The sequence below is a fragment of the Streptomyces sp. NPDC052052 genome, from assembly GCF_040680455.1.
Lineage (GTDB): Bacteria > Actinomycetota > Actinomycetes > Streptomycetales > Streptomycetaceae > Streptomyces.
Map to the genome: position 1 here is coordinate 183,982 of NZ_JBFAWU010000009.1, position 18,311 is coordinate 202,292.

An 18,311-nucleotide genomic window follows, 5' to 3' on the forward strand; every position below is an offset into this window, starting at 1 on the left:
TCGGGCGGCGGTGCGGGGGTACGCGCGGTCAGGCGGCCGTACGGGCGGACAGGTGCTCGTGGACCGCGGGCCAGCTCCCGTCGGCGGCACGGACGAAGACGATGGTCTCCCGCTCGTGGACGGTCTCCTCGCCGGCCCGCGTGGCGACCGTGGTCTCCACGTCGTGGCTGAAGACGGCCGTACTGCCGTAGTGCTGGATCAGCTGTCCGGTCGAGGTGCAGCGCACGACGCGGAAGTCGTCCTCGGCCACCCACTGCTGCCACAGGGTGCGGTACTCGGCGGTCGAGCCGAGCCGCTGCGGGGTGGAGTGGAAGACGAACGTGGCGTCCGGCGCGAAGGAGCCGAAGTAGTCGTCGAGGCGCCCCTCGCCGAAGGCGGCGATCAGTGCGTCGGCGGCAGCCCGGACCTCCTGGACCTCACGGGTCTCCTGGGCCTCCTGGGTGTCCGGGGCGGGAGTGGTGCTCATGTACGGCTCCTGGTGCTGGTGGGGGTGGGGCAGTCCGGGGCTCAGACCGCGGCGGTCGGCTCCGTGGCGAGGGTCTCCTCGTCCGGGCCGCCGACGATCGGCGGAACCGGCCGGTCCGACGAGCCGACGAGACGCGGGCCCTGAGGGCCGTACACCCCGCGCGGCTCGGGGAACACCGTGAGCAGGCCGAGGTAGAGCACGGCCGCGAGGGCGAGGCCGATCGGCAGGGAGACGTCCACGCCGTTCGCGACGTTGCCGAACGGGCCGACGAACTGGCCGGGCAGGTTGGTGAAGAGCAGCGCCACACCGGCGGACACGAACCAGGTGCAGATCCCGCGCCAGTTCCAGCCGTGGCTGAACCAGTAGCGGCCACCGGTCTGGCGCCGGTTGAAGACCTGGAGGGCGTCCGCGTCGTACCAGCCGCGCCGGGTGACGTAGCCGAGGGTCATCACGACCATCCACGGAGCGGTGCAGGTGATGATCAGCGTCGCGAAGGTGGAGATGGACTGGGTGAGGTTGAGCGCGAAGCGGCCGATGAAGATGAAGGCGATCGACAGGGCACCGATGAGGAACGTCGACTGCACACGGCTCAGGCGGGTGAAGACGCTGGAGACGTCGAGGCCGGTGCCGTACAGCGCGGTCGTACCGGTGGACAGGCCGCCGATCAGGGCGATCAGGCAGAGCGGCAGGAAGTACCAGCCGGGCGAGATGGCGAGCAGCCCGCCGACGTAGTTGGGCGCGTCCGGGTCGACGTACGGGGCGGCCTTGGTGGCGATGATCGAGGCGGTGGCCAGGCCGAAGACGAACGGCAGCAGGGTGGCCATCTGGGCGAGGAAGGCGGCGCCCATCACCCGGCGACGGGGCGTCTCGGCGGGGATGTAGCGGGACCAGTCGCCGAGGAAGGCACCGAAGGAGACCGGGTTGGACAGCACGATCAGCGCGGAGCCGATGAACGACGGCCAGAACAGCGGGTCGGCGGTCGAGGCGAAGGCGCCCGCGTAGCCGGCGTCGAAGTCTCCGGCGAAGGCGAAGATGCCGAGGACGAACAGGGCCGAGGCGGCGACCACCGCGATCTTGTTCACCATCAGCATGAAGCGGAAGCCGTAGACGCAGACCACCAGGACGAGCCCGGCGAAGATCGCGTAGGCGATGCCGTAGCTGACATCGGACTCGGGGAGGTCGACGAGCCGGTGGGCACCGCCGACGAGTGCGTCACCCGAGGACCACACCGAGATCGAGAAGAACGCGACCGCGGTGAGCAGGGAGAGGAACGAACCGACGATCCTGCCGTGCACACCCAGGTGAGCGGAGGAGGAGACGGCGTTGTTGGTGCCGTTGGTCGGGCCGAACAGCGACATCGGGGCGAGCAGCAGCGCACCGGCGACGAGGCCGAGCACGGTCGCCGCGAGCCCCTGCCAGAAGGAGAGCCCGAACAGGATCGGGAAAGCGCCCAGCACGCAGGTCGCGAAGGTGTTGGCACCGCCGAAGGCGAGGCGGAACAGGTCGATCGGACGAGCGGTGCGGTCGGCGTCGGGAATCCGCTCTACACCATTGGTCTCGATTTCGGTGATCGATGCAGTCACGGGCGCTTCACCTCTTGTTCATGGGGACATTCCCGTTCATGGGGGATGGTCCCACAGTCTGTGGTCCGGAACCGTGGCCGACAATTGTGCAGACCACAGAGCACTACGCTGTTGTGTGTGGCTGTCAACAAACTCACCGTCGAGGATCTCCTCTCCTTCCCCGCTCTGCAGCTCTCCGTGAAGGCCGGCAGCAGCGGTCTGGGACGCTCCGTTTCCTGGGCGCACGCCAGCGAACTCGCCGATCCGACGCCCTGGCTGCTGGGCGCCGAGGTGATCATGACGACCGGCCTGGCGGTCCCGCGGACCGCCGCCGCGCAGCGGGCCTACCTGGAGCGGCTCGACGACGCCGGTGTCTCCGCGCTCGCCCTGTCCGCGCAGTTGCACATGCCGCCGCTGCACGACGCGTTCTTCCGGGCGGCCGACGAGCGCGGCTTCCCGGTGCTGGAGGTCCCGCTCGCCGTCCCGTTCATCGCGGTCTCCCAGGAGGTGGCCGCCGCGGTCCAGGAGGACGCCAGGCACCGTCTCGGGGCCCAGCTCCAGGTCTTCGGCTCGTTGCGCTGGCTGGTCGCCGAGGACCTCGACACGCCGACGCTGCTGCGCCGTCTGGAACGTCTCTCCGGTTACGACGTGTATCTGTGCACGCCCCAGGGACGCCCCCTGCTGCCCGGAGTGCCGGCGCCGGAGCCGGGAGTGCTGCCCTCCTCCGCGGAGGCTCCGCCGACCGTGCCCGGCGGCTTCGTGCTGCCCGTGCCGGCGCCCGGCGGCCCGGCGGGGTTCCTCGTCGCGTACGAGCGGGAAGGGGCCCAGCCGGCCGGGCTCGCCGTCGTCCAGCACATCGCCACCGTCGCGGCGCTGCGGGTCGCGATGGTGCGCAACGAACGCGAGACACTGCGCCGCGAGGGGGCCGAGACACTGGCCGAGCTCCTTCAGGAGGTGCTCGATCCGGAGGCGGCCCGGCGCCGGCTGGCCCGCCATGCGATCGAGGGCGACACCGTGCTGATCGTGGTGCGGCAGGCCACGGACGAGGCGCTGCTGCGCTGCCTCCAGGACCACCCGCATCTGTTGCTCACCTGGGGTACGGACCGCTATGTCCTGGGCGCCCCGGAGCTGGCCACGGAGATCGGCGAACTGCCGGACGTGGCGGCCGGGATGAGCCGCCCCTTCCAGCCGGGTGCCGCCCTGCGGGTGGCCCAGCGCGAGGCGCTCTGGGCGGTCTCGAAGGCCGTCGAGTCGGGCCGTTCCGTGGTCCGGTACGGCGAGGACTCCCTGGGACGCTGGCTGCCCGACGAACCGGCCGTGCTGAGCGCGCTGGTCGAGCATGTGCTGGGCGAGGTCCTGCGCTACGACGAGACCCACGACTCACAGCTGCTGGTCTCGGTGCGCACCTGGATGGAGCGGGACCGCCGTACGGAGACGGCGGCGGCCGCGCTCCACATCCACCCCAACACCCTGGCGTACCGGCTGCGCCGCTTCGGCGCGCTGGCCGGGCGTGACATGGCGTCGACGGGCGCCCTGGCGGAGGTCTGGCTGGCCATCCAGGCGGCCGGTGCCCTCGGACTCACCGACTGAGAGTGACCGTCCCCGGCGTGACCGGCTCACCCGATCCGGGGACAGCCCTTAGGCTCGATGCCGTAACCGAAGACACCGGAACAAGGAACCCGGGAACGAGGAGGCGCCGCGTGCCGGTGGAAGTCACCTGGTGGGGTCATGCCACGTGCACGATCGAGGACTCCGGGATCCGGGTACTGACCGATCCGCTCTTCGTACGGCGCTTCGCGCATCTGCGCCGCCGCCGCGGGGCGCTGCCCGGCCCCGAGGCCGCGGTCGCCGATGTGGTGCTCGTCTCGCATCTGCACTCCGACCATCTGCATCTGCCGTCGCTGGCCCGGCTCGCCCCCGGCACCCGGCTGGTCGTCCCGGTGGGCGCGGTGCGCTCGGTGCCGCGGCTTCGGGCGATGGGCTCGGCGCACGGCCTGCGGATCACCGAGGTGGCGGCGGGCGACACGGTCCGGATCGGCGAGGTGCGGATCCGCGCGGTTCCCGCCCTGCACGACGGCAGGCGCCTGCCGATGGGTCCGCACCGCTCCCCCGCGCTCGGTTATGTGGTCGAGGGCGAGGCGCGGACGTACTTCGCCGGGGACACCGGCCTCTTCGACGAGATGGCCCAGGCGGTCGGCCCGGTGGATGTGGCGCTGCTGCCGGTGGGCGGCTGGGGACCGAATCTGGGGCACAGCCATCTGGACCCGGGCCGGGCGAGCCAGGCGCTGGCCCGGCTGGCGCCGCGGTCGGCCGTTCCGGTGCACTACGGCACGTACTGGCCGATCGGCATGGACGGGGTCAGGCCGCACGAGTTCCACTCGCCCGGTGACGAGTTCGTCCGCAAGGCGGCGCTGCTGGCGCCGGAGGTGGCGGTGCACCGTCTGTCCCACGGCGAACGTGTGCGGCCGGAGGCCGCCGCGTGATCCAGGAGGTCGTGAGACAACTGCCCCCGGAGTCGACGCAGCAGGCGGTCGGATACCCGTCCCTGTTCCTGTTGGTGTCGCTGGGCTCGCTGGTACCGGTGGTGCCCACGGGGGCGCTGGTGAGTTCGGCCGCGGTGGTGGCGCTGCATCAGTCGTCGCCGTTCTCGCTGCTGATCGTCTTCGGGGTGGCGTCGGCCGCGGCGTTCCTCGGCGACATCTGCCTGTACTGGCTTGGCCGGCGCGGTGTGGCGTCGAAGAACGGTTCGAAGTGGCTGCGGGCGATCAGCGACCGGGCGGCTCCGGAACGGCTGGCGCAGGCGCAGCGGAAGCTGGACGAGAACGGCGGGGTGGTGCTGGTCCTGTCGAGGCTGGTGCCGGCGGGGCGGATTCCGGTGATGCTGGCCTGTCTGCTGGGCAGGATGCCGCTGCGCCGGTTCGCCCGCGGGGATGTGCCGGCGTGTCTGGCCTGGGCGGCGACGTACCAGTTGATCGGCATCCTGGGCGGTTCGCTCTTCCCGGAACCGTGGGAGGGGGTCGTCGCGGCGGTGGGGCTGACCCTGCTGATCAGCGGGTCGCCCGCGGTGTGGCGCAGGATGCGGGCCCGGTTCGGTCACTGATCACGCGACGCGGGTCAGCCGCCGAGCGGGCGCGGTTCCGGTTCCGGTTCCAGGACGCGGGAGCCGCCGATCGGCAGGTCCCAGAGCCGCTCACGCGGGTGTCCGGCCTGCTGCCAGGCGGTACGCAGCCGGGTCAGCGGTTCGAGGACCGGCTCCGCCGAGAGGAGGAAGGTGGCCCAGTGCATCGGCGCCATCGCACGGGCACCGAGGTCCTGGTACGCCTGCACGGCCTCTTCCGGATCGGTGTGCACGTCCCCGAGCCACCAGCGCGGTTCGTAGGCCCCGATCGGCATGAGGGTCAGGTCGATGCCGGGGTACCGGCGGCCGATCTCGCCGAACCAGTGCCCGTACCCGGTGTCGCCGGCGAAGTGGATCCGCTGTCCGTCGCGGCCGGCGGTGCCGATGATCCAGCCGCCCCACAGGGAGCGGCAGGTGTCGGTGAGGGTCCGCTTGGACCAGTGGTGGGCGGGCACGAAGTCGAAGCGGACGCCGCGCAGCTGCGCCGATTCCCACCAGTCGAGTTCGGTGACGCAGGTGAAGCGGCGGCGACGGCACCAGCGGCCGAGCCCGGCGGGGACGAACATCGGGGTGTCCCTGGGCAGTCTGCGCAGGGTGGGGGCGTCGAGATGGTCGTAGTGGTTGTGGCTGATCACGACGGCGTCGATGGGCGGCAGGTCCTCCCAGCGGACGCCGACCGGGGTGATCCTGGCCGGGGTGCCCAGGATGCGGCGGGACCAGACCGGGTCGGTGAGGATGGTCAGCCCGCCGGTGCGCACGATCCAGCTGGCGTGTCCGGCCCAGGTCACGGACGTGGTGCCGGCCGGGGTGTCGGGCAGGGGTTCGGGGGCGTACGGGAGCCGATGTATGCCGCGCAGCCCCTCGGCGCCGGGCCGCAGGGCGCGATCGCGCACCAAGCGCGACAGGTTCATGACACTCGGTAGCGGCACGGTGAGCCGGTCGGTGAAACTCTTGGGCCAGAGCCGGACCTCGCCGAGCGGACGCGGTGCGACGACCTCGCCGTGCGGGTACGGGTACGGGTGCGCGGGCGCGGTCCCGGTGCCGGGGCACTCTTCCGTCATCGAGAGACTCCCGTCTCGGAGCTCGGACCATATATGTCCGGGTTCATCGCAATTCGTCAAGGGCTGCACCGAACATGCTCAGGGCTCGCGCCACATGCGGCAATTCGAGGGGTTTCGCCGCGGCGAGGGAGGCCAGTTGCTGTTCCGGCGTGGACCCGAGGAGCGTTCCCGTACCCAGCCGCACGCGCAGCGCCCCCAGTTCGTCGCCGAACCGGTGACCGCCGGGCGCCGGGGCGCCGAGACGCTCCGTCAGGTACTCCTCCAGTTCCAGGGAGTCCGTGACGCCTCGGCTCGCGAGGCGGGCCCTGAGCGGTCCGAGGTCGGCGTAGAGATGGCGACCGGCCTGCGGGGGCCTGGCCAGCGCGCCCGCCGAGAGGACCGCGCGGTGGGCCGCCGCCGCGACCTGCGCCTGGAGCGCGGCCGACCGGCGGACCCGGTCCGTGACGGCAGCCGGTTCACGCAGCACATGGGCGGCGGTCGCGGCGACCGGACCCGCGACGTGCGCGCCGAGCGCGGTGAGGACGTCGAGCGTACGGGCCCGACGCGTCGCCGCCCGCTCGGTGTCCGGGAACCGGGCGACCGCGACCGGCCAGGCGGACGGCGCCAGGGCACCGGCGAGGTCGCAGACGACGGTGACGTCGTCGGGGAACATCTCGGCCGGGCTGAGCAGGACCGTGTCGCGCGGCCGGTGCAGGGTGTCGCGCCAGGTCTCGTCGCTGACGATGTGCAGGCCTTCGCCGACCGCGGCCTCGCAGGCCTCGCTCACGAGTTCCGGCGGGGCGACGGTGGCGGTCGGGTCGTCGACGACGGAGACCAGCAGCAACCGGGGCCTGCCACCCTCGGCCCGCACTCTGCGCACGGTCTCCAGCAGGGCGTACGGGTCGGGCACTCCGCCGCATTCGGCGGGGGTCGGCACGGGGTAGGCGGGCCGGCCGAGCAACCGGGCCTGCGGGATCCAGGTGGCCGCGCAGGGGCGCGGCATGAGCACGTCGCCGCCATGGGCGGCGAGCAGTGCGAGCAGCAGCGGCGGGGCGCCCGGAGCGGCAACGACGTTCTCCGGGCTGCCGTGCAGTCCGCGCCGTGCCCAGTAGCCCGTCGCGGCCTCGCGCAGGGCACCGCCGCCACCCATCGGTTCGGGCACGCCGCGGGCGGCCGCGGCGGCGAGCACCTCGGCCGACTCGGGCAGGACGGGCAGACCTGGATCCAGGGCGGGCGGCCCGTACCGGACGGGGCCGTGGCCCTCCTGCGCACGACCCGCACCGTGCACGGTCCGCCCGGTCTGCTCCCGCGCCATCCGGGCCTCCTTCGCCGCCGCCCCGTCGCGTGGGCCGTCGCCCCGCGCCCAGGCCCCTTTATACGAGGGTTCGTCCGGCCGCGCCCGCTCAACCGGACCGCCCGGGGACGCGCCCGCGACGCGGCGGGGCCGCCCGGGAGGCCGAACGGGTGACGAGATCGCGCCCGGGCCGGCCGGTGCGCTCGCACCCCCTGGTATCGCACGGCGGGGCGCGGGTATGCGCTGTCCCATGTCCGCACCACGACGAAGCCCGTTCACCGCCCCCTCGCCCAGCACACTGCGCAGCCGACTGCACCGCCTCGACCTCGCCGTGTTCCGCAGCCTGGCCCACCGGAACTGGCCGGCCGCTCAGCCGGTGCTCCCACGGCTCAGCCGCAGCGCCGATCACGGGCTGCTGTGGTTCGCGACCGCCGCGGGGCTGGCCGTGCTGGGCGGCAACGCCCGTGCCCGGCGGGCCGCCCTGCGCGGGACCGCCTCACTGGCCCTGGCATCGGCCGTCATCAACACCCTCGGCAAGGGTGCGGTGCGCAGGGAGCGTCCGCTGCTGGACATCGTGCCGGTCATGCGCCAGCTCAAGCGCCAGCCGTTCACCACGTCCTTCCCCTCCGGGCACGCCGCGTCCGCCGCGGCCTTCGCCACCGGCGTCGCGCTGGAATCGAAGGGCTGGGGCGCGGCCGTCGCGCCGCTCGCCCTGTCCGTTGCCGCCTCCCGCGTGTACACCGGAGTCCACTACCCGAGTGATGTGCTGGCCGGTGCGGCACTCGGAGCGGGGGCCGCGTTCGCACTGCGGGGGGTCGTGCCGACCCGTGGACAGCTTCCGGCACCGGGTGGCCGGCGCGGCCGCGCACCGGCCCTGCCGGGCGGCCGGGGACTGGTGGTCGTCGTCAACCGCGCGTCGGGCACGGCAACCGCGACAGCCGACCTGGTCCGGGACGCGCTGCCGGGCGCCGAGGTCGTGGAGTGCGCCCCCGAGGACGTGTCGGCCGCGCTGGAGGAGGCGGCGGGACGGGGCCGGGCGCTGGGGGTCTGCGGTGGGGACGGCACCGTCAACGGGGCCGCGGCGGTCGCCGCCGCGCACGGTCTGCCGCTCGCCGTCTTCCCCGGTGGGACGATGAACCACTTCGCGTACGACCTGGGCATCGAGACCATCGACGACGTGTGCACCGCGCTGACGGCCGGTGATGCGGTGCAGGTGGACCTCGGCCGCTTCCGGCCCGGTCCGGAGGGACCCGGGGGCCCGGACGGCCACTTCCTCAACGCGTTGAGTCTGGGCGTCTACCCGGAACTCGTACGGACCCGTGAGCACTGGACACCGCGGATCGGCAGTTGGCCGGCCGGCCTGGTCGCGGCCTGGGAGGCGCTGCGCGGCCAACGTCCGCTGGAGATCGGACTGGAGGGGCGGCGGCGCCCGCTGTGGCTGCTGTTCGTGGGCAACGGACTGTTCCAACCGGTGGGTCCGGCGCCCGGCCGTCGGCACGATCTCGCGGACGGTCTGCTGGACGTACGGGTGGTGCACGGCGGACGCACCCCTGGCGCACGACTGCTGCTGTCCGCCGTCGCGGGACCGCTGACCCGCTCCCCCGTGCACGCGGCAGGGCAGCGACGGACGATGCGCATCACCGGGCTGAAGCCCGGCACACCGTATGCGTACGACGGTGAGGTGGCCTACAGCCAGGAGGAGTTGACGGTCGACAAGCTCCCCAGGGCGCTGACGGTGTACTGCCCGATGACATGAGGTCCATATAGCAAGACGCATATCTCATGATGCGGAATCAGGGCGTAGCGTGGCCCCACCGGTCGGCGCGACCGGGCCGATCCGCGAGAGAGGAACCACGGCCATGCCGAAAGAGACCGCCGTGTACACCCACGGCCATCACGAGTCGGTACTGCGCTCGCACCGCTGGCGCACCGCAGCCAACTCGGCGGCCTATCTGATCGAGGGGCTCCGTCCCGGTATGAGCGTGCTGGACGTCGGCTGCGGGCCCGGCACCATCACCGCGGATCTGGCCGCACTGGTCGCCCCCGGCCGGGTGACCGGCATCGACACCTCCCGGGAGATCCTGGACCAGGCGGCCGATGTCGTGACCGAACGCGGCCTGGACAACGTCGAGTTCACCACCGGAGACGTCAACTCCCTGGACTTCCCCGACGACTCCTTCGATGTCGTCCATGCCCATCAGGTGCTCCAGCACGTGGGTGACCCGGTGCAGGCACTGCGCGAGATGCGACGCGTCTGCCGTCCCGGCGGGATCGTCGCGGCCCGCGACAGCGACTACGCGGCGATGACCTGGTATCCGGAGATCCCGGGCATGGACGCCTGGCAGAACCTGTACGGCCGGGTCGCCCGCGCCAACGGCGGGGAGCCGGACGCGGGACGCCGACTGCTCTCCTGGGCGCTGCGGGCCGGGTTCACCGACATCACCCCGACCGCCGCCAGCTGGTGTTACGCCACGCCCGAGAGCCGCGCCTGGTGGAGCGGACTGTGGGCGGACCGCACGGTGGGATCGGCCTACGCGGAGCGGGCTGTGAACGGTGGTCAGGCGAGCACCGAGGAGCTGACCGCGATCGCCGCGGCCTGGCGCGCGTGGGGCACCCACGAGGACGCCTGGTTCATGGTCCCGCACGGTGAGGTGCTCTGCCGGGCCTGAGTACCGCCAACTACCCTTGCGCGCATGGACATTCTGGGAACCACGCTCCGCATCTGCGTCGACGACCTCGACACCGCGGCGGCCTTCTACGAGGACCTCACGGGCAGTTCGGCGCTGCGCTTCGAGCGCGGCGGTGTCTCGGTCGCCGCGGTCAGCTGCTTCCTGCTGATGAGTGGCCCGGAATCGGAGCTGGAGATCCTGCGCAAGGTGACGGCGACGATCGCGGTCAAGGACGTCGACGAGGCCCATGCCTCGCTCACCCGGGTCGGCGCCCGGATCCTGGCGGGGCCGGTGCCGACACCGGCGGGCCGCAATCTGATCGCGATACATCCGGACGGTTCCGTCTTCGAGTACGTCGACCGGAGGGCGGCCGCCTGAACCGCGCCCCCGGCCCGTATCACCCGCCCCGCGCCCACCGAGCCGAGGCGCGGGCCGGGCGCCGTCGTCAATCCCTCGGACGCATCCGGTAGTTGTAGCGGGCGGGCAACGGCTCGTCGGTGAGCTCGGCCCACACCTCGTCCAGGATCTCCGCACCCTCGCGCAGATCCGCGACCTCGAAGCCCTCGTCGAACACGGCCCGGGCGGCCCCCCGTTCCCCTTCGGCGATCAGCAGCCGGGCCTCCAGCAGGCGGAAACGACCGCGCCCCTGGACCACCGACCCCAGGGCGGCCCACACCGCTCGCGCCGCCTCGGGACGCTTCGCGGCCAGCAGGGCCTCCATCGCCTCGCGGCCGAGCGCCGCCGTGACGGGCACCCAGGCGTCACCGTCGTCGTCGCGTTCCGCGCACAGGCCGTCGAACGCCTCGGCGTAGAGATCGGCCGCCCGGTCGCGCTGGCCGCTCTCCCCGGCCGCGACGGCGAGGCAGCGCAGCAGCGGCCAGCGCGACGGGGCGATCGCCAGCCCGCGTTCCCAGCTGCGGACCGCCTGGGCGCGGTCGCCGGCGTGCCACTGGGCGACACCGAGGTGGTACTCCGTGAGCGGGTCGGCGGAAGCGGTCTCCAGCATGTCGCGCCAGTACGGGGAGACCAGGGAGGGCCCGGGCCACGTCACCTCGCGCGGTTCGGGGAGGACACCCTGGTCCAGCAACTCCAGCCAGGGCGCCTGCTGTTCGCCGAGGGTCGACGCGTCGAACGGGGTGCCGGGAAGCCGGTGGGCGCCGCGCCGGACCTCGAGGGCGCCCCAGCCGGAACCGGTGGCGAGCGACTCGACCGGCTCGGTGTCGGCGTGCGGGCGCCAGGCCTCGTACGCCGCGTCGACATCGACGCGCGGCAGGGCGGTGGCGAGGCGGTGCTCGACCTCGGCCCGGGCCGCGGCCCAGTCGCCGCCGTGCACGGCAGTGGGGTCGGCGCTCAGCGGCCCGTACGCCTCCAACCAGCTGAACTCCGCGCCCGGTTCCAGCGGAACGTGTTCCAGCTGGGTACGAGCGAGTCCGGCCTGGATCTCGGCGTAGCCGGTGGTGCCGGGCTCGGTGAGCCAGTCCTGCCAGCGTCGGCCGCCCGGGCCGCTGCCCCACAGGAACAGCTTCCGGCCACGCAGCAGATCGGTCGACGTCTGGACGAGCCCGTGGCCGCCCTCGTCGAGGGAGGCGATCCAGCGGCGGGCGCCGTCGGGCACCTCGTAGAAGTAGTCGGCGGGGAACTCGCTGCGCAGCGGGTAGGTGCGGTCGACGCCGTCGGTCCCGGGGACGGGGACCCGGGTCAGGGTCCGCTCGTAGCCGAAGTGCCAGGCCTCGTCGGCCGGGGCCAGCACACGGGTGCGCTCGCCCTCGGGGACGGCGATGTTGGACCACCAGTAGACCGGGACGGTGTGTTCGTGCGGGTTGCGTATCCGCACCCCGACGTGGAGGAAGTCGGAGTCCTCGGGCAGCCAGAGATCCACCTGGAACGGCAGGTCGCGCAGCCGCTCCCACTCCCAGAGGCGGAGCATCTCACCGCCGTCGGGTGCGGGCACCCGCGCGGCGTGCACCGGCGCGCAGGACAGTGTGGAGTGGCCTGTGGCACCGATGTTCCACTCGATGCCGCCGGAGAACCAGGCGCCGTTGAGCGCGAAGTCGGCGGGCTGCAGGACGGGGTTGGTGTAGAGGAGTTCGCGCCCCGTCGGCTTGTGGTGGAGGGAGTGGACGCGCCCGCCGAGTCCGGGCAGGACGGTGGCCCGCAGCCGGTCGTCCTCGATGACGATCGCGTCCACCGCGGTGGGGGTGCGTGCGCGTCCGTAGCCGTCGAGCATGCGGACCGGCAGCACCGTGGCCAGGGGCGCGTAGCCGATCTGGCGCGCCATGTCGCGTGGCAGCGCGGCCCGGTCGCGGTCGTCGACGACATGCATCTCGTCGAGCGGGCGCAGCGCGGGCAGCGGGTTCTCCGGGCCCAGTGGTGCGGCGGGCATGTTCAGTACGGTACGGCGTACGGTCGTGGCCAAGGCAACCTCGCTCCCTCACACGGGCCGCCGCAGGTCCGGGCGCCCCCGACGACCATGGAACACGCTGGACAGTGGCCCGGCCAGGGGCACTGCCCTCCGACTTCGGCAGAAGAGCCGGAATTCACCGGCAGACAGCCCGGGGCCACCGCTCGGGCGATATTCGGATGCGCTCCGCCCCCGCCTCCGTATCCTTGGCCCTCGACGGTTCACGAGCGACGGGCGGAGCAGGACACACGATGAGCACGCAGCACACCTACCGCGTGATCGTGCGCGGCACCTGGGACGGTCTGACGGACGAGGCACGCGCCCGGCTGCTGTCCGAGGTGGACGAGCACGGTCTGACCGCGATGCGGTTCACCGAGGAGGGCTCGCTGACGTACGACCGTGTGCTCAAGCACTTCAGCTTCCGGTTCGTGGTCGTGTCGGACGCCGAGGACGGCGAGGAGATGGCGGCGGCGATCGCCGAGGACCGGGCCGAGGCCCTGCTGCGGGAGCAGGGATACGGCCATGGCGCCCTGCGGTCCACCGTGACGGACCTGGACACCATGAAGATCAACTACAAGGGGTAGTGGGGGCGGCGGCGAGGTGACACCGCGCAGGTGGTTGCCACAGGCGCCCTGATCAGGGACTTCCCACCTTTCGGCGCAGTCATCGGCTGACCGGTTTGCACACCGGATCATCCCCGGAAGTTCCTCCGACAGAGCCGAAGTCCGGGGCGCCGACCAGCTCGACCAGGCCGGTCATCGCGTCTCGGTACTCGGCGTCCCACCCGGTGGAACCAGCAGGTGCGCTATACCTCGCGCCACCGCGGCGATCTGGGCGTCGGATGCCTCCAGCCCCTGCGCTGCCAGCAACACCACATTGACGCTGAGCAGCGCAGCACGTAGGCGGAGTTCCTCTTCCACGGAGGCGTTCGGGCCGGTCAGGATCTCGAAGAGTTCGGCGAGCTTCTCGAATGCATTCTCCCGGCCGGGGTGAAGGTCACGCACGACGTGCTGGTTGGCCAGCGCGAACCGCATGGCGGGAAGGCCGTCCCCGGTGACCAGGTCGACCATCCGGTCCACGGCGCGGTTGTGCAGGTCGGGGCCAGGAGGCTGCTCCCGAGCCCAGTCGACCATGGCATCCAGAGCGTCCAGGTGCGCGGAGAAGAGCGATCGGACGATGTCTTCCTTGCTGCTGAAGTGGTAATAGAGGGCGGCCTTGGTGATGCCGAGGCGCTCGGCGATCTCCCGCAGGGACGTCGCCTCGTAGCCCTGCTCGGTGAACAACTCGATGGCCACCTCACGGATCTCGGCTTTCGTGTCACTGCCCCGCCGCCGCCCTGCCATCACCATCTGTTCCTTCCATGACCGCCTCGGCACCCCATGCGCCCTGGTCATCGTCGTCGGACTGCTCTCGAGTTGCCAACTTACCGGGTGGCAAGTAATCTACTTACCGGCCGGTTAGTAACTGCCACGCCGACGGCTGCCGCGGAGGCGCCCCTCCTCCCGCAGCAGACTCGCCTTCGCCCCATCCCTTTCGTTCGGCCCTCCGCTCGCCGGGCGCTCCTCTTCCGCTGAAAGGCATGCACTGTGCCGCACACCGCGCCGGAAACGGCAGCCGACGAGACGGCCCCGCCGTCACGCTTCACCCATCGCGAGATCATGTTGACCATGAGCGGCCTGGTCATCGCCATGCTCCTGGCCATGCTGGACAACATGATCGTGGCACCGGCTCTGCCCACGATCGTGGGCGACCTCGGCGGCCTGAACCATCTGGCCTGGGTGACCACCGGCTATGTCCTCGCCTCCACCGCCGCCACCCCGATCTGGGGCAAGCTCGGCGACCTGCTCGGCCGCCGGATCACCTTCCTCTCCTCCATCGCTTTCTTCCTGATCGGCTCCGCACTGTGCGGGATGTCGCAGAACATGGGCGAACTGATCGGGTTCCGCGCACTGCAGGGGCTGGGCGCGGGCGGCCTGATGGTGGGCGTCATGGCCGTGTTGGCCGACATCGTGCCGCCCCGGGACCGCAGCAAGTACCAGGGCGTGATGATGGCGGTCATGCCGGTCGCCATGATCGGCGGACCCCTGGCCGGTGGATTCATCACCGACCACCTCAGCTGGCGCTGGGCTTTCTACGTCAACCTGCCGCTGGGGGCCGTCGCCCTGCTCGTCTGCTGGTTCGTGCTGGCCAAACTGCCCCGCAACACCTCCGGGCAGGTACGCATCGACTGGACCGGCGCCGCACTGCTGACCGTCTGGATCACGACCCTCGTTCTGATCACCACCTGGGGCGGCACCGAGTACGACTGGGGCTCGGCCGTGATCATCGGCCTCGCCGTGGTGACCGTGGCGGCCTTCGCCGCGTTCGTCATGGTCGAGAGGCGCGCAGCCGAGCCGATCATGCCGCTGTCCGTCTTCACCAACCGCAACTTCAGCCTCTCCGGCGCCCTCAGTTTCGTCGTCGGCTTCGCCATGTTCGGCGGAATGACGCTGCTGCCGCAGTTCCAGCAGTACGTACAGGGCTCCTCGGCGACCAACAGCGGTCTGCTGCTGATGCCGATGATGCTCGCCGCCATGGTGTTCTCCCTCGGCGGCGGGGCCTTGACGAGCCGCACCGGCCGCTACCGCGCTCTCCCCATCCTGGGCAGCGTGCTGATGGCTGTCGGGCTCGGCCTGTTCGCCACGATGGGCCCGGACACCTCGCGAAACGTTACCGCCCTCTACATGGTGGTCCTCGGCGCCGGCATGGGTTGCCTGATGCAGACCACCATGCTCATCGCCCAGAACAGTGCGCCGCTGCGCGACATCGGCGCCGCCACCGGCGCCGCCACGTTCCTGCGCAATATGGGCGGTTCCCTCGGTGTCTCCGTCCTGGGCGCCCTCTACACCAGCACCCTCAGCGACTCCTTCGCCTCCGCGGCCGGCGGCTCCGGTGACGCGGCGAACTCCGGCACGCTGGCACAGATGACTCCGGAGGTGCTGCGCGGCCTGCCCGAGACCGTCCGCGACGCCTTCGCCCAGGCCGTCAGCAACGGGATCGACACCGCCTTCGCCTGGGGCGCCGGCGCGGCGGCCGTCGGCATCGTGATCGCCCTCTTCATCCGGCACGTGCCGCTGCGCGGCTTCAACGCCGGTCCGGACACGCAGGCAGTCGAGGGTGAACCTTCCCCTGCCCTCACCACGACCTGACGGACCGGCCGACAGGCCGTCACACAGGGCCCCGTACGGCCGGCAAAGCCGTACGGGGCCCTTCCAGTCGGTCCACGCCGGCCGGTCGTCACGGCACACCGCACTGCCGCATCTCGGAGTCGCGTCGCCGGGAACAGTTCCCACGAGATGGACCGTGTCCCCGATGGGAAGAACCCGTCGGAGCTGATGCTTGCTGGTCGCCGAGGCCACGCACACGCGTTGATCTCCCCGGCAGACGTGCCACCACACCGTCTCGTCCGTGAGGTCCCGCAGTTCCGTCGGCACCTGGTCGACGGCGACAAGGGGCGGCGCGGCTCCGGCGCGGTGTGACACCGCACAGCCGGCGGCCGCACCCGACCAGAGGGCACCCGACAGGCCCTCAGCCGAGGACCACCTCCGGCTCGTACAGATCCAGCCACATCGCAAGATCCAGGGTGCGTTCCAGGCCGCGGCGGGACTCCGAGGTGATCCGCGGTGCGTCGTGGTCGACGACCCGTTGCAGCCGGGCGCGGTCGATGAGGTCGAAGACCCGGTGGTCCGGGCGCCCGAGGAGATCACGGGCCTGTCCCTGGAGGGCGGCCGCGTACTTGGGGTCCTGGGTGGACGGATAGGGGCTCTTGGTCCGCTCGTACACGGACCGCGGGAGCAGATCCGCGGTCGCCTCGCGGAGCAGGCTCTTCTCCCTGCCGTCGAAGGACTTCAGGGCCCAGGGCGTGTTGTAGACGTACTCCACGAGCCGGTGGTCGCAGAACGGCACCCGAACCTCCAGTCCGACCGCCATGCTGGCACGGTCCTTGCGGTCGAGCAGGACGCGGACGAACCGGGTCAGATGCAGGTGGCAGATCCTGCGCATACGGAATTCGAAGTCGCTCTCGCCGGTGAGCCGTTCGATCCCGGCGACAGCGGAGCGGTAGCTGTCGCGGATGTACGTCTCCAGGTGGAGTGCCTGCTTGAGATCGTCGCGGAGCAGGCCGCCTTCCTTGCCGAAGCGCTCGGCGAACCGTACGAGCCAGGGGAAGGTGTCGGCCCTGCGGGCATCCTCGTCGAAGAACTGGAGGTAGCCGCCGAAGACCTCGTCGGCCGATTCGCCGGACAGGGCGACGGTCGAGTGCTCGCGGATGGCCCGGAAGAGCAGATACAGCGAGGCGTCCATGTCGCCGAAGCCCATGGGGAGGTCCCTGGCCCGGATCACGCGGGCGCGGACCTCGGGGTCGGCGAGGGTGTCCGGGTCGAGCACGATGTCGCGGTGGAGTGTGCCCGCCCGTTCGGCCACGTCGTGCACGAACGGGGTGTCGGGAGTGGTGCGCAGTTCGTCGGCGACGAAGTTCTCGGTCTGCCCGACGAAGTCGACGGCGAAGGTGCGGACCTTCTCGCCGGTCCGGGCGAGCTGACGGGCGGCGAGCGTGGTGACCGCGGAGGAGTCGAGGCCGCCGGAGAGCAGGACGCAGCGGGGTACGTCGGAGACCAGCTGCCGACGCACGATGTCGTCGAGGAGCGACCGCACATGGGCGATCGTGGTGTCCCGGTCGTCGGGGTGCGGTCGGGTGCCGAGCTGCCAGTAGACGCGCCGGTGCAGCCCGCCGCGGTCCACGGTGACCACGGTGCCGGGCTCCACCTCGTACATGCCGTCCCACACGGCGTGGCCGGGGCTCCTGACGAGGGCGAACAGCTCCCGGATCCCGTCCAGGGTCACCCGGGGGCGGGCCGCCGGATGGGCGAGGACGGCTTTGGGTTCCGAGCCGAAGAGCACTCCGTCGGGTGTCGGCCAGTAGTAGAAGGGTTTGACGCCCATCCGGTCGCGGATCATGACGAGCTTGTCGTGGCGGCTGTCCCAGAGCGCGAAGGCGTACATGCCGTTGAGCCGTTCGGCGACGGACTCGCCCCACTCCAGATAGCCGTGCAGCACGACCTCGGTGTCCGAGTCGGTGAGGAAACGATGGCCGCGGGTGGTGAGTTCGGTGCGGAGTTCGGTGAAGTTGTACGCCTCGCCGGAGTAGACGAGCGCGATGTCCCCCTCGGGGGTGCCGACCGTCATGGGCTGGCGTCCGCCGGGCAGGTCGATGATGGCGAGCCGCCGGTGTCCGAGCCCCGCGTGCGCGGCGATCCAGGTCCCCTGGTCGTCGGGGCCGCGGCAGGCCATGGTCTCCGTCATCGCGTCCAGCGCCGCGACCTCCTCGGCTGCCCGCAGATCACGGTCGAAGGAGACCCGGCCGACGATGCCACACATACGCGTCCTCCCGATCGGGTCCGGCCCGGGACGTGATCGTGCGCACGGCGCCGTCCCGTGGGCGGCGCACCGAGCACAAGAGCCCGGCGGAACCAGTTGTATTCGGCAGCTATATGACGAGCCTCCGCCGCGGATTGCGTACGGTCAACACGGGCGTTGCATCGGCACGGGCCGGTCCCTGCTGTTTTCGGCCGTCCCTTGCCCTTTTCTGTACGGGACGCCGCGCGCCGCTGCCCGTATGGAAGGGGCGGAATGGGCACCGGCGTCGGCCAGAGGGGCCGAATCGGCCACCGGCAAAGACTTGTCCAACCCGGAATGGGCCACGGGGGTGCACCCTGCGGGCCCG

Annotated in this window: 15 protein-coding genes; 8 read left to right on the forward strand and 7 right to left on the reverse strand. The window is 71.7% G+C overall.

What is annotated here, in order from left to right:
- Positions 1–28: 28 nt before the first annotated feature.
- Both AB0L71_RS13495 and AB0L71_RS13500 read right to left on the reverse strand, forming a co-directional pair.
- Entirely contained in the window at positions 29–466 is a 438-nt protein-coding gene (locus tag AB0L71_RS13495; protein ID WP_365241948.1) for a nuclear transport factor 2 family protein, read from the reverse strand.
- A gap of 41 nt (positions 467–507) precedes the next feature.
- A complete protein-coding gene (locus AB0L71_RS13500) occupies positions 508–2,049 on the reverse strand; it encodes a cytosine permease (RefSeq protein WP_365241950.1) in 1,542 nt (513 codons plus the stop codon).
- Positions 2,050–2,166: 117 nt separating this feature from the next.
- Between AB0L71_RS13500 and AB0L71_RS13505 the strand changes: the two genes are divergently transcribed.
- From AB0L71_RS13505 to AB0L71_RS13515, 3 genes are all read left to right on the forward strand, one after another.
- Complete coding sequence (locus AB0L71_RS13505; protein WP_365241952.1) at positions 2,167–3,618, forward strand: PucR family transcriptional regulator; 1,452 nt, start codon at positions 2,167–2,169, stop codon at positions 3,616–3,618.
- A 110-nt stretch (positions 3,619–3,728) separates the two neighbouring features.
- Positions 3,729–4,511: an MBL fold metallo-hydrolase gene (locus tag AB0L71_RS13510; protein ID WP_365241954.1), complete on the forward strand. Its 783-nt coding sequence runs from the start codon at positions 3,729–3,731 to the stop codon at positions 4,509–4,511.
- A complete protein-coding gene (locus tag AB0L71_RS13515) occupies positions 4,508–5,128 on the forward strand; it encodes a DedA family protein (protein WP_365241956.1) in 621 nt (206 codons plus the stop codon). Before AB0L71_RS13510 ends, AB0L71_RS13515 begins: the two co-directional genes overlap by 4 nt.
- 14 nt (positions 5,129–5,142) lie before the next feature.
- Here AB0L71_RS13515 and AB0L71_RS13520 read toward each other — a convergent pair whose 3' ends face one another.
- Positions 5,143–6,207, reverse strand: a complete 1,065-nt coding sequence (locus AB0L71_RS13520; RefSeq protein ID WP_365241958.1) for an MBL fold metallo-hydrolase — start codon at positions 6,205–6,207, stop codon at positions 5,143–5,145.
- 43 nt (positions 6,208–6,250) lie between these two features.
- The gene (locus tag AB0L71_RS13525; RefSeq protein ID WP_365241960.1) at positions 6,251–7,501 is read right to left on the reverse strand and encodes an aminotransferase class I/II-fold pyridoxal phosphate-dependent enzyme; all 1,251 of its coding nucleotides are present in this window, start codon (positions 7,499–7,501) and stop codon (positions 6,251–6,253) included.
- Positions 7,502–7,730: 229 nt separating this feature from the next.
- Here AB0L71_RS13525 and AB0L71_RS13530 point away from each other — a divergent pair, with 229 nt between their 5' ends.
- The 3 genes from AB0L71_RS13530 to AB0L71_RS13540 all read left to right on the forward strand — a co-directional run bounded on the left by AB0L71_RS13530 (position 7,731) and on the right by AB0L71_RS13540 (position 10,527).
- Positions 7,731–9,236, forward strand: coding sequence for a phosphatase PAP2 family protein (locus AB0L71_RS13530; RefSeq protein WP_365241961.1), 1,506 nt, complete (start codon positions 7,731–7,733; stop codon positions 9,234–9,236).
- A gap of 103 nt (positions 9,237–9,339) precedes the next feature.
- On the forward strand, positions 9,340–10,149 hold the full coding sequence (locus AB0L71_RS13535; protein WP_365241963.1) for a methyltransferase domain-containing protein: 810 nt from the start codon (positions 9,340–9,342) through the stop codon (positions 10,147–10,149).
- A gap of 24 nt (positions 10,150–10,173) precedes the next feature.
- Positions 10,174–10,527, forward strand: coding sequence for a VOC family protein (locus AB0L71_RS13540; RefSeq protein ID WP_365241965.1), 354 nt, complete (start codon positions 10,174–10,176; stop codon positions 10,525–10,527).
- Positions 10,528–10,594: 67 nt separating this feature from the next.
- Here the strand turns inward: AB0L71_RS13540 and AB0L71_RS13545 are convergent, their stop codons facing one another.
- Positions 10,595–12,565 carry a DUF5107 domain-containing protein gene (locus tag AB0L71_RS13545; RefSeq protein WP_365241967.1) on the reverse strand — a complete coding sequence of 657 codons (1,971 nt, stop codon included), beginning with the start codon at positions 12,563–12,565 and terminating at the stop codon, positions 10,595–10,597.
- Positions 12,566–12,801: 236 nt separating this feature from the next.
- On the opposite strand from AB0L71_RS13545, the gene AB0L71_RS13550 reads away from it, so the two are divergent.
- Positions 12,802–13,134, forward strand: coding sequence for a DUF6204 family protein (locus tag AB0L71_RS13550; RefSeq protein WP_365241969.1), 333 nt, complete (start codon positions 12,802–12,804; stop codon positions 13,132–13,134).
- Between the two features lie 171 nt (positions 13,135–13,305).
- Here AB0L71_RS13550 and AB0L71_RS13555 read toward each other — a convergent pair whose 3' ends face one another.
- Positions 13,306–13,893: a helix-turn-helix domain-containing protein gene (locus AB0L71_RS13555; RefSeq protein WP_365241971.1), complete on the reverse strand. Its 588-nt coding sequence runs from the start codon at positions 13,891–13,893 to the stop codon at positions 13,306–13,308.
- A gap of 243 nt (positions 13,894–14,136) precedes the next feature.
- Between AB0L71_RS13555 and AB0L71_RS13560 the strand changes: the two genes are divergently transcribed.
- Entirely contained in the window at positions 14,137–15,738 is a 1,602-nt protein-coding gene (locus AB0L71_RS13560) for an MDR family MFS transporter (protein WP_365241973.1), read from the forward strand.
- 379 nt (positions 15,739–16,117) lie between these two features.
- Here AB0L71_RS13560 and asnB read toward each other — a convergent pair whose 3' ends face one another.
- On the reverse strand, positions 16,118–17,965 hold the full coding sequence (gene asnB, locus AB0L71_RS13565; RefSeq protein WP_365241975.1) for an asparagine synthase (glutamine-hydrolyzing): 1,848 nt from the start codon (positions 17,963–17,965) through the stop codon (positions 16,118–16,120).
- Between the last annotated feature and the right edge of the window lie 346 nt (positions 17,966–18,311).

Excerpts from the sequence above, each read along its gene's own strand:
- AB0L71_RS13525 (WP_365241960.1), bottom strand. The coding sequence starts at position 7,501 with ATGGCGCGGGAGCAGACCGGGCGGACCGTGCACGGTGCGGGTCGTGCG.
- AB0L71_RS13530 (WP_365241961.1), top strand. The coding sequence starts at position 7,731 with ATGTCCGCACCACGACGAAGCCCGTTCACCGCCCCCTCGCCCAGCACA.
- AB0L71_RS13540 (WP_365241965.1), top strand. The coding sequence starts at position 10,174 with ATGGACATTCTGGGAACCACGCTCCGCATCTGCGTCGACGACCTCGAC.
- AB0L71_RS13520 (WP_365241958.1), bottom strand. The coding sequence starts at position 6,207 with ATGACGGAAGAGTGCCCCGGCACCGGGACCGCGCCCGCGCACCCGTAC.
- AB0L71_RS13495 (WP_365241948.1), bottom strand. The coding sequence starts at position 466 with ATGAGCACCACTCCCGCCCCGGACACCCAGGAGGCCCAGGAGACCCGT.
- AB0L71_RS13535 (WP_365241963.1), top strand. The coding sequence starts at position 9,340 with ATGCCGAAAGAGACCGCCGTGTACACCCACGGCCATCACGAGTCGGTA.
- AB0L71_RS13550 (WP_365241969.1), top strand. The coding sequence starts at position 12,802 with ATGAGCACGCAGCACACCTACCGCGTGATCGTGCGCGGCACCTGGGAC.
- AB0L71_RS13555 (WP_365241971.1), bottom strand. The coding sequence starts at position 13,893 with ATGGCAGGGCGGCGGCGGGGCAGTGACACGAAAGCCGAGATCCGTGAG.
- asnB (WP_365241975.1), bottom strand. The coding sequence starts at position 17,965 with ATGTGTGGCATCGTCGGCCGGGTCTCCTTCGACCGTGATCTGCGGGCA.